This is a genomic window from Clostridium psychrophilum, from assembly GCF_018861705.1.
GTDB lineage: Bacteria > Bacillota > Clostridia > Clostridiales > Clostridiaceae > Clostridium_AD > Clostridium_AD psychrophilum.
The window spans coordinates 1-11,111 of sequence record NZ_JAHLEC010000104.1; the positions used below are offsets into that span (position 1 = coordinate 1).

Consider the following 11,111-nt stretch of genomic DNA (forward strand, 5'->3'; position numbering starts at 1 on the left):
AAAAAGCCTTTTTGTCATACCTGCTATTATTTCACTTATAGTATTACATCCAAATAAATACTTTTGTTCCTCAAATATGGAATTGTTAATTATTGTTTTCCGAGTACACTCATATATCATATTAATATAAATGCTAAAAAAGAAAGGTATTTCCATCAGACCATCCTACAGTAAGCATTCTAAAGCCTGTATTTATATTCTACATGTTCAACCACTTTTGCTAATAATTCTACCGATTTGATCCTTGTTCTACTATAGAAATAATCATCAAATATTAGTATATTACGTTTACTTTATCCTTTGAAGTTAATCATAAGTAAACATAATAAATACTGCAATAGCAGAAGCGTTATAACCATTAAGAAATAAGTATAAGTTATGAGGGATGCCTTGGAAATTTATTTTTTCATTTAAAGTATATTTCCATACATTTATCCTAATCATAATTAAGTAATAAAAAAATATACATGAAGGATGGCTAAAAAATGAAAAATACAAAAATTTCTTTAATATTAATTAGTGTTAGTATGACTATTTTAGTATTTACTGGCTGTGGTATGACAAACTCTACGAAAACGCCAATGAATAATACTAATAGAACTAACCAAACTAATAAATCTAACCAATCGATATCAACAGACACAATCAAAACACTTTATTCTAATACTCTTAAAAAACTAGTTACGGCTAATACAATAACAAATACCCAATCAAAAAAAGTACTTACAGCAATAACAAAGAATATGTCACAAGGTTCAGTCACAAATAGTGGTAATGGAACAACGACTAATACAGGAACAACAGGAACACCCAAAAAAACAGGAACACCAGGAGCAACAGGAACAACAGGAACAGCAGGAACAGGCACAGGAACACCAGGAACAACAGGAACAGGCACAACAAATTCAACAAACCAAATTGAGACAACAGATAATAGTAATGTAATTAATGGATTAAGCTCATTAGTTAAAAGTAAAGTAATTACTCAAGTGCAGTCTGATAAAATATACCAAAAATTTCAAATGGAATTGGAGAATTTACAAAGCAATAAATAAGCAATTTTAAATTATAGGCGCGGGGGCATCTTTTAGGGGAAAATATACTCTAAGCTCTCAACTATTCCTATTCCTATTACTAAATATTCAATGGTAAAAACCGAACCTATGACTGTTTGTTTTAACGTATATTCTTAAATAAACTTTAGCATCGCTATATATACTAATGATACACAAAAGTAAAAAGCTGTGAAAACAGATTTTAACGTACTTTATAAAAAGCATTTTATATATTAGGTATAGGAAAACACAAATGTCGTGGAAAGTCCATTTCACGGCATTTATAGATATTAACATATTTATATACTAAACCCCCACATCTAATGATATGGTGGTATTTGTGTCGACATAAAAGAAAATACGTTACAGTATTATTAAAAATATAAACTATAATCACCTGTTGGAATATCATCTTCTAAGCCTATAACTTTAGGCCATAATCCTGTTCCGATAATAATAAATCCCATGATTATTCCCATATGGTTATGTAAATACCTATGTTGTGCGAGAATCAATGTAAACCTTGTCCACTCACAGTTCTCAGGTTTAGTAAGGAGCAGATTATCTGTTACACTATTGATATACAGATTTATTTTATTTTCAATTAATTGATAATAGTTTTTTAATTCATTTCTTGACAATATTTTATCTGTTTGCTAAAAGCATGTATAATTAAGGCGAAGCACGAAATCTCCGTCTAAATTCAGCACTGCATCATAGTCGATATTGCTATAAAGCTCATTATTAGCTGCCATACGATTCATAGTTTCGAAATTTTGTTCTATAACTGTTTTATTCGATGTTCCTCCATCTAACAAGTCCTCATAAGCCCCTGTTTCTATTGAGGAAATAATTTCTTTCATGGTAAAACCTGTGCACTCTTGCATGTTCAAATCTAAATCATTAAATACCCTCTTAAGTAAAGCTATCCCAATCATACAGTTAGCTATGGAGTTTTTAACTCTGTCATTTTTAATATTATTACTAATGGCTTTTTCAAAAATCGCGCTATGGATTTGTTTGATTTTATCCTCGTCCATTTTTAAGGCCTCCTTTAAAAGACTTGCTCCAAGTTTATTAAGTAAAATAGAATTTTCCTTTAATTTTTCTGTAGTCTAACATATTAGATAATATGCTAGCATTATAATAAATGATGCAATTTGCTAATAAGCGACTGCATTCACTCCATATTTGTTGTTCCTGTTTATTATTTCAAATTTTATAAAAAAATATATATGGTAATAAAATCAATTGAAATAATAAAATCATGATAAAATAACATTATAATTTTGATAGAATTATGATATAATATTATTAACAATAATAAGAGAGGAGTTTTATTATGTTATATGATATTTTACCAGTTAGCGATTTGCGAAACAAATTTCCAGAGGTATCTAATATTTGTTTAACAAAAAACAAACCTGTTATCCTTACGAAAAACGGTAAAGGAAGTATGGTTTTATTGAGTATATCTGAATTTGACAATCATCAAAAAGAACTAGAGCAATTAAGGAGAGAAGTATCTAGATTAGTAAATGTAGAAAAAAAATTAATTGCGCTAGAAGAAATTTACGGAAGTTTGCTTGAGTCAGAAATTTCAGAAAACGAAAATGAAGCACCAGTTATTAAACATGAGGATTTTATAAAACAGATGAAAGAGAGATTACTAAATGCAGAACACAATAACTTACAGTCCTCATTATAATAAAAAAATAAATAAAATATTTGATGATTTAGAATGCATAAGTACTGCGAGAATGGCAAGATTTTTAAAATCTTATATTAATGCAATTGAGACAATTACAATATATGCAAATAGTTCAAGTAATCCTAATGAAAAAAGATTACAAATGCTTAATTATAAATTTAAATTCTTTGATGAATATGTTTTAATATATAGAATATCAAATAGTAATATAATTAAAATGAGAGATATTTATAGTCAAAATGAAAATTATCAGGAATACATTTAAGTTGAAAAAATCTTTGTCTTTTTCGTAAAAATAGAACTTATATGTTAAAAACTAACTACTATGAGAAAGAACAATATAAAATACTGTAGATTAACTTCTATGGTATTTTTTAATTAAAGACCATAGAAGTTAAATTTGCCGGAAAAGTTTTTAGAGCATGATTTAAAGAAAGCTATAATAGAAAATATTTATAGAGCAAGGCGATGATATCCAATCATCGCCTTACTCATTATGATATTCAATCTACCATATTATCATCTGCAATAAAATCTATATCAACATTTTTCTCTCGAAGTTTATTAATATAAACCACTGCACACCTAAAAGTCTTTTTATTCTTTGGATTTTCTTGTCTCACTGAAAAATTAACAGGCTTATTGTAGCATTTACAGTACTGCATATTACTTAATTGTTTTTTGAAACTACTAAGTGGCAACACCTCATGAGTCACATTATGTTCTCTACAGTATTTTACAAACCTATCGTAAAAGCATGTATAATTAAGGCGAAGCACAAAATCGCCATCTAAATCCAGCACTGTATCATAGTCAATATTTCTTAAAAGCTCATTATTAGCTGCCATACGATTCATAGTTTCGAAATTTTGTTCTATAACTGTTTTATTCGATGTTCCTCCATCTAACAAGTCCTCATAAGCCCCTGTTTCTATTGAGGAAATAATTTCTTTCATGGTAAAACCTGTGCACTCTTGCATGTCCAAATCTAAATCATTAAATACCCTCTTAAGTAAAGCTATACCAATCATACAGTTAGCTATGGAGTTTTTAGCTCTGTCATTTTTAATATTATTACTAATGGCTTTTTCAAAAATCGAGCTATGGATTTGTTTGATTTTATCCTCGTCCATTTTTAAGGCCTCCTTCAAAAGACTTGCTCCAAGTTTATTAAGTAAAATAGAATTTCCCTTTAATTTTTCTAGACTTTCTTTGGTTTGTTCATCAAAATAGGAAGTCGCAAATATAACTCTAAGGCTCCTTCCTACATTAGCCGTTTCCTCTATGCCTACCTCTCCGGATAAAATAACTGAAGCTCTTGGAGTAAAATTTCTATTTTTATCTAAGGTGGTTACCCCTTTTATTCCTTTGTAGTTATCATAGGAATTTCTCATAACCCCTGATATTAAATCCACTTTAAACTTACCTATTATGGGAGGCTTGTACTCTTCAAAAATAAGAGGTACAAAATTACTACTGCTGGCGGTTTTATTTAAGGCAAAGTCTGTACACTACGCAGCATTTAATATTCCATTTTCCATGCACAATATAGGTGTAATAATATATTTTACAGCACTACTTTTACCACTGCTACTTTCACCTTCTATTAAAAGATGGTTATATTTAATTTTACTCCGTTTAAGCTTTTCTTTCAGAAACAAACCACATACATAACCTAATATGGCTGCAGTATTTTTGAGTATACTAAATTTAAATAAATATGGTGCAACTTCTAAAAGTTCTTCTTTTGTTATAACATCATTCTTTAGAATGTTAGTATTAAGCTCTGCATATTGATTTTGCATAGCTATATCTAACGTGGCCTTACCCTCGAAATTTAAAGCACCATGCTCAGTCACGAAGCACCACTGATTATTAACTCTATGAAAACCACTGAAGGTAACACCTTTCCTTATTTCACGGGTTTTAGTTGAAATAATATATCTTATATATTGAAGGTCCTCTATCCTTCCTATATAAAAAGTTTTAAAGCTGCTAAGTGCTCACTTTATCCATCCACTCTCGTCTACAAATCTTATATAATATATTTCCAAGTTAATCCTCATAATAATAATTAGCTGTAGTCTCCTTTTTATAATTAGAATTTTGTTTTGGCTTAATGTCACGTTTTGTAGAAGGCTGAGGGTCTTCCATTTCAATATTAATATTGTATTTCGCACTTAAAAATTTCATACTATTATGAAAGCCATCTATACCCTCGTTATATTGTGCGGCAGTTAATATATCACCTTTAGCTCCACAACTAAAGCAGTTCCAATACCTTCCTCGGCTTCCTGGAACAATGCCTGCACTTGGATCGTCATCCTTATTATTATGTGCACTTTTATTAAAACAGGTAAATTTTCTACTTTTATTTTTGCTGCTATGTTCCATTACATAATCTTTTAAATGATCCTGTATATCGCTAATACATCTTTCTGTAATTTTCCTTCTCATAAAAAGCACCCTAATTACTTTTGTACGGCTTAGATTACTAAGCATCATATTTAAGATAAATTCCTGAAAACTAACAAGAATTGTGAATACATTACACTTTCAGTAAACATATATCACCTTGTGCTGGAGTTTTGCAGTAAAATCATTAAATTATTACTAAAAATTTTTAAAAATAGTAATATTGTAAATAAATATGAGATGTGTAATTAGCTTAGTTCATTGATTTATAAGGCTTTATCATTAATCCACTTAATGAATTACAAATTTATCATAGGGGGGTATTCACTATTGTAAAGTTTTAAAGTACAAAAATTATTTATAAAGACAATTTTGTACTTATATTAATAAGGTTATTTTGTTTTTTTGTAATATATATATATTTATGTTTCAAGGTAGATATCTTAGGGGGTTGTGTGAATTACAAGAGGGGGTAATAAATTAAAATGAATTGTAATGGAACGGTAATTAGTAGTAAATTTTCGTTGCAAGCTAATTTTTAACAACAAAAAGGGAATTCAATAAATGAATTCCCTTTTAATATATTCGTATATTTAATTTTAAACTAAGTAGAGTATAGTAAGTTATTTTAATTTAAGTTATTTTTAATTAATAATAAATATTACTAAATGCAGGGGTTTTTCCATTTTAAATTTTCCCTGCCAACCAATTAATAAATTGTTGTGCTGTCCTTCCTGAGGCACCTCCATGTTGCATTTCCCACCTATTTGCTTCTTCACATAATTCCTTTTCAGAAAGTGTAATATTTTTGTGCTTCTTAGCCAGTCTTTTTACAATTTCATGATATTCTACTCGGCTAGGATTGTAATAAGCAATAGTAACACCAAATCGACTTGCCAACGATAATTTTTCCTCCATAGTATCATTAGAATGGACGTCACCTCTTTCTTCAATATCATTTCGATCAGTCCACGTTTCGCAAATTAAGTGTCTTCGATTAGATGTAGCATATATTAATACATTATCTGGTTTAACTTCTACTCCACCTTCAATTACAGCTTTCAAAAATTTGTACTCTATTTCAAATTCCTCAAAAGATAAGTCATCCATATAAATGATATATTTATAATTTCTATTTTTAATGTGAGCATTTATAGCTGATAAATCCTGAAATTGATGCTTGTAGATTTCAATCATTCGCAAACCACGGTTATAATATTGATTAAGGATTGCTTTTATGCTTGCAGATTTTCCAGTACCACTATCTCCATACAGTAAAACATTATTGGCTGTTCTTCCTTCTACAAATGCTTAAGTATTCTCAACAAGTTCTTCCTTTTGGAATTTATACTCCACTAAATCATCTAATATGATCTCATCCATATTTCTAATTGGATAAAATTCTAACTTTCCATTTGTGTGGCCAACGCGAAATGCTTTATTCAGTCCAAACATTCCAACACCAAAATCTTTATAGAATCCTGTTATAATACAAAATACTTCTTCCTCGTCTTTTGCATTTTCAATGCAACTACTGATATATTGAACTTTCTCACCAACATTTTTATTATACATTCTTTCTTTTTTTACAATAGCTTTATAATTAGAAATAGTCGTAAAACAATCTATACCTAAATCCTGTTCAATATGCGAAAAATCATAATCGAAGAGGTTCTTGAATATTTTAAAATCATTTTTTGCGAAGTGATTCACCGTTCCATCACTTTCTCCTACTTTTTCACATGTAATACTAAAAGAATTTTCGTTGGTGATGAGCAGAAAAACTAAATAATTGTGCCATATATTTTTATCAAACCCATAGTTTGTCGCTAGATCCAAAATACGTTTAATTTCCCTATAAATACGGGCTACAATCTTTTCATTAGTGTAACTCTTTGAGTTATAATCCTCAATGATATCTGCTAAATTACTTAAAATGCAGTTATCTCCCAAATCATTATATAAGATCAATCCTGAAATTTCTTTATACATAAAACAGCTCCTTCTATTCTTTATAATTATCTTATTTTATTTCGTAAAAATATTACTGAGATTAATGTTATTTTCTTATTCACTTAATTATTCTTCCTTTCCGCACTCAATATTAGCAAATTTGCCTCGCTTATAAAAAGTGGAGACAATTGCCGATAAAATAAGAAAGATATTTAATAAGTAGGATTTTTAAAATTATATTAATTATACTATAAATGAGTAAATTGCATAACATATTTTGAAATGACTTGTTGTAAAATGAATTTCCTTTTAATATATACATATATTTAATTTTAAACTAAGTAGAGTATAGTAATTTATTTTAATTTATCTAATGAAGGTTAATAGTTAATTTGTTGACAAGTATATTGTTTTATCATAACATTGTGGATAAAATGCTTAAAATAATTTAGATATAGATGTTGAGGATGAGGAAGGTGTGATAAAATGCAAATATGTTGTACAAAGAAACTGCAAGATGAGATGGGAATTGTGCTTCAAAATGAAACAGGAGAGGAAGATTTATTTTGCTGGAGCGTACATTTGATTACTGTGAATAGAAGAAAGACAATTGTAATGGTAAACGATAGCAATCGATTTGGATTTGTTCTCTATGGGATGAAAGCAAAGAACTTCAAAAATTTGAATGAGTTACTCATTTTCGGAATTAAAAGTTGTTTAAGAGATGAAAAGATTAAGGAAGAAATAATAGAGAGGTATTTAGAAAGTGCGGGAGAATTAGTTTATTCTAAGACAAGAGGTCCCAAATATGTGGCACGGCTCAACAAAGCTTGTAAGCTGATAAAATGGGTTGAAGATGATTTAGATTTAAGTGAACTTTTTCAAACTTTAGCAACCAGAATAATGAATAATGATATGATAAAGATTAGCAAGGAATCTGGTTATGGCAATCCATATGAATTTTTAAGTAAGGATCTTAAAATACTTGCTAGTGAAGAAATTTATAGATGTGAGGCAGTTGAGTTAATGGTCAAGCTTAAATTATATCCCGAAGTTATATGGAGAAGGGTTATCGCTCCTATAGATATTACATTTAATCAGCTTCATGAAATGCTTCAAATCGCTTTTGATTGGGAGGACTATCATTTGCACCAATTTAATATTTTTGATGAGTCAGGTAAATGTGTCTTAAATATTGTTAGTGAATCTGAAGAAGTTTATGAATCAATGAATGAATGCCAAATACTCTTAGATTCGCAGGTTACTCTTTCAAATTATATTAATCAGCAATATCGAATAGTTTATTGTTATGACTATGGTGACAACTGGGAGCATGAAATTACTATACGGAACATTAATACAGAGTACAATAAAAACTATCCAATTTGCTTAATGGGTGAAGGTAATGCACCACCAGAAGATGTTGGAGGTGCTTATGGATATAAAGAATTCCTAAAAATTATTGCGAACCCTAATGAAGCTGAATATGTAAACATGCAGAACTGGGCTCAGGGTCAAGGGTATAAGGACTTTGATTTAGTTTCTGTAAATAGACAGTTAAAATATGTTTTGAGAAGGTAGATAAATAGCAAGGAAGATTATAAGGTGGAAAATATTGTATTACGTTATAATAAGAAAAATAATATAAATAGTACACAAGGAGGGATTAATGTGAGGAACATAATACTAATTATTATGCTAAGCACTATAATGACCGGGTGTTAAAGTGTAAAACCTACAGTTAATAATACTCAAAGCAATAGTAAACAAGAACAGATGAAATCAGCAAACACAATAAATAAAGTTCAAAGTGCTACAGAGGCTAAAGATACTAATAGTAAAGCGTATTCTAGTTTGCTTGAAAATATGGATATTACTAAAAGTTTATTTAGAAAAGGATATTATGATTATAACGGAACTATAAATAATAATATTAAAATTCAAATGAGCATTTATAAGCAAGACAAGGAGATAGTCGGGACATATTTTTATGAAAAGCAACAGAGGGAAATTAAAGTAAAAGGAAAGTCGGATGAAAAAGATATTGTTCTATATGAATATGATGCGGCAGGTAAAAATACTGGAATATTTATGGAAACAATGAAAACAGTTGATAAAATTGAGGGAAAATGGGTAAGTGCTGATAATAAAACTAGTTATCCATTTAAATTAACACTTAAAAGTAACATTGTGGTAGATGTATATGGAAAAAGATATGCTGTGGCTTTGAATACTAAAAGTGACAAAGATGTTGAGAAGTTTGCCAATCAAATTAGAAATTATGTAATAAAAGGGGATAAGCAGCGATTGGCTGAGCAAATAAAATATCCTATAAATGCTAAAATAAATGGTAAAGTTATAAAAATAGAAAATAAAGATTATTTTATCAAGAATTATGATCAAGTTTTCTATCCAAAATACAAAGCAGCAATTAGTAATCCATTTATAAAAAATCTATTTGTAAATTATCAAGGGATAATGTTTGGTCAGGATGAATTTAATATTTGGATTAATGAGGTCACGCCTACTGGTGGAATTCCTAAATTATTGATAACGGCTATAAACAATTAAAAGAGTTTTATTAATTTCGTGGAGTGGAACGAATATTAGCAAAACAATTTATTATCACAAATTGTTCATGACCACCGGCAGGCTGTGCGATAATTAGATTTTAAATATAATTCACAGATAAAATAGAATGTTAATTTTTTATTACAACAAATTTTTTTTATACAAAGCAAAAAAAACACCTATATTAGGCTTCTTTCATAATATTATCATCAACTAAATATCCTAGGAAATTTCCAACTCCTAGGATATTTATGACTCTTTTCAAATTGTAGCTAAAGAAAGCTATACTGACTTCACCTATGACATTTTTGAATCCTCTTAAAAGTAAATAGTCGAAATTCATACCTCTTTTTAATGTTCCAAATACATGCTCAATAATTTCTTGTTAATATTCTTCCTATTTTAGATGTTGTGCATTTTTCCTTACATGTACAGTCACCACAAGCCTTACTATTAGTATACTTCCTTTCTTTCACATCTTTTTTCTTAGTTATGCACAATAATGTCTGACCTTCTGGGCATATATAAGTATTGTCTTGTGGATTATATATAAATTTATCATTAAAATAAATAGAATCTCCAGTGCTATTAGAATATCTAGGCTTAGAAACATAGCAAGTGATACCATTTTCTTCGCATTTTTTTAAATCTGCTACTTCAAAATATCCTTTGTCTGCTACAGCTTCAATACTTTCAACATTGAATTTCTCCATTGCTATAATTGCTGTATTATATAATTCACCTTGATCTGCTGAGTTGTTGGTTACTCCAAAAGCAGCTATCAATTTATTCTTTGAATCTACTGCTGCTTGAATATTATATCCAACATCAGTTCCTTGATGTGCTCCAAACTTAACTGTTTTAGCATCTGGATCTGTAATATTCAATTCATTAATTTCATTTTCCTCTAATATTTTTTTAAACTCAGTATACTCATTTAATTTAGTCTCAAGAATTTTTATTGCTTGTTGAATTTTTTCTTTTTCAAATTTCGTGTCTTCTGTTTCATCCATTAAGTCACTCTTTTCAAGGTCATGCATATATTCATTTATTCTTTTTTGAATTAGTTCTTTCATTTTTGTAATTTTATTTTTACTATAATGTTTTCTTTTTGAGGCAGATGCTTCAATTTTTGTTCCATCTATCGCTATAAGTTCTTTACCATATAATCCGAGGTTAATACAAAAATCAATGAAAGAGTTAAAAACATTTGTAAGAGCATCTACATTGTCTTTTCTAAAATCAGCGATCACTCTGTATTTGGGTTGTATACCGTTTATTAACCATATAATTTCTTTATTATATAGGAAACAGCTTGCGGAAACCGCTGTGGATAACATTTTAGATAACATTTTAGATGAAAATTAGGTGGAAAATTCAAGAGAAATATGAGATGATTAAATCAT

General features: G+C 28.9%; 12 protein-coding genes and 3 pseudogenes. 5 read left to right on the forward strand and 10 right to left on the reverse strand.

Annotated features, from left to right (window positions below):
• Positions 1 to 139: 139 nt before the first annotated feature.
• Positions 140 to 281: pseudogene (locus KPL38_RS20385) on the reverse strand (IS4 family transposase); the annotation flags it as partial.
• 204 nt (positions 282 to 485) lie between these two features.
• Here KPL38_RS20385 and KPL38_RS15630 point away from each other — a divergent pair.
• Positions 486 to 1,055, forward strand: coding sequence for a hypothetical protein (locus KPL38_RS15630; RefSeq protein ID WP_216290096.1), 570 nt, complete (start codon positions 486 to 488; stop codon positions 1,053 to 1,055).
• Positions 1,056 to 1,429: 374 nt separating this feature from the next.
• Here KPL38_RS15630 and KPL38_RS15635 read toward each other — a convergent pair whose 3' ends face one another.
• The 3 genes and pseudogenes from KPL38_RS15635 to KPL38_RS20390 all read right to left on the reverse strand — a co-directional run.
• Entirely contained in the window at positions 1,430 to 1,696 is a 267-nt protein-coding gene (locus KPL38_RS15635) for a hypothetical protein (RefSeq protein WP_216290097.1), read from the reverse strand.
• Positions 1,697 to 1,711: 15 nt separating this feature from the next.
• A complete protein-coding gene (locus KPL38_RS15640) occupies positions 1,712 to 2,095 on the reverse strand; it encodes a hypothetical protein (protein WP_216290098.1) in 384 nt (127 codons plus the stop codon).
• 37 nt (positions 2,096 to 2,132) lie between these two features.
• A pseudogene (locus KPL38_RS20390) lies at positions 2,133 to 2,255 on the reverse strand (Tn3 family transposase); the annotation flags it as partial.
• 142 nt (positions 2,256 to 2,397) lie between these two features.
• Between KPL38_RS20390 and KPL38_RS15650 the strand changes: the two are divergent.
• A complete protein-coding gene (locus KPL38_RS15650) occupies positions 2,398 to 2,763 on the forward strand; it encodes a type II toxin-antitoxin system prevent-host-death family antitoxin (RefSeq protein ID WP_216290099.1) in 366 nt (121 codons plus the stop codon).
• Positions 2,729 to 3,031 (forward strand): type II toxin-antitoxin system RelE/ParE family toxin, encoded by a 303-nt coding sequence (locus KPL38_RS15655; protein WP_216290100.1) that lies wholly within the window; start codon positions 2,729 to 2,731, stop codon positions 3,029 to 3,031. Before KPL38_RS15650 ends, KPL38_RS15655 begins: the two co-directional genes overlap by 35 nt.
• Before the next feature lie 238 nt (positions 3,032 to 3,269).
• Here the strand turns inward: KPL38_RS15655 and KPL38_RS15660 are convergent, their stop codons facing one another.
• The 4 genes and pseudogenes from KPL38_RS15660 to KPL38_RS15675 form a co-directional block, all read right to left on the reverse strand.
• The gene (locus tag KPL38_RS15660) at positions 3,270 to 4,160 is read right to left on the reverse strand and encodes a hypothetical protein (RefSeq protein ID WP_216290101.1); all 891 of its coding nucleotides are present in this window, start codon (positions 4,158 to 4,160) and stop codon (positions 3,270 to 3,272) included.
• Positions 4,161 to 4,277: 117 nt separating this feature from the next.
• Positions 4,278 to 4,625 carry a hypothetical protein gene (locus KPL38_RS15665; protein ID WP_216290102.1) on the reverse strand — a complete coding sequence of 116 codons (348 nt, stop codon included), beginning with the start codon at positions 4,623 to 4,625 and terminating at the stop codon, positions 4,278 to 4,280.
• A 196-nt stretch (positions 4,626 to 4,821) separates the two neighbouring features.
• Positions 4,822 to 5,223: a CHC2 zinc finger domain-containing protein gene (locus tag KPL38_RS15670; RefSeq protein WP_216290103.1), complete on the reverse strand. Its 402-nt coding sequence runs from the start codon at positions 5,221 to 5,223 to the stop codon at positions 4,822 to 4,824.
• 645 nt (positions 5,224 to 5,868) lie between these two features.
• A pseudogene (locus KPL38_RS15675) lies at positions 5,869 to 7,173 on the reverse strand (ATP-binding protein).
• Between the two features lie 447 nt (positions 7,174 to 7,620).
• Here KPL38_RS15675 and KPL38_RS15680 point away from each other — a divergent pair.
• The gene (locus KPL38_RS15680; protein ID WP_216290104.1) at positions 7,621 to 8,715 is read left to right on the forward strand and encodes a plasmid pRiA4b ORF-3 family protein; all 1,095 of its coding nucleotides are present in this window, start codon (positions 7,621 to 7,623) and stop codon (positions 8,713 to 8,715) included.
• A 195-nt stretch (positions 8,716 to 8,910) separates the two neighbouring features.
• Complete coding sequence (locus tag KPL38_RS15685; protein WP_216290105.1) at positions 8,911 to 9,705, forward strand: hypothetical protein; 795 nt, start codon at positions 8,911 to 8,913, stop codon at positions 9,703 to 9,705.
• A 184-nt stretch (positions 9,706 to 9,889) separates the two neighbouring features.
• Here KPL38_RS15685 and KPL38_RS15690 read toward each other — a convergent pair whose 3' ends face one another.
• Positions 9,890 to 10,048 carry a hypothetical protein gene (locus tag KPL38_RS15690; protein WP_216290106.1) on the reverse strand — a complete coding sequence of 53 codons (159 nt, stop codon included), beginning with the start codon at positions 10,046 to 10,048 and terminating at the stop codon, positions 9,890 to 9,892.
• A gap of 28 nt (positions 10,049 to 10,076) precedes the next feature.
• Positions 10,077 to 11,057: a transposase gene (locus KPL38_RS15695; RefSeq protein ID WP_216290107.1), complete on the reverse strand. Its 981-nt coding sequence runs from the start codon at positions 11,055 to 11,057 to the stop codon at positions 10,077 to 10,079.
• Positions 11,058 to 11,111: the final 54 nt, after the last annotated feature.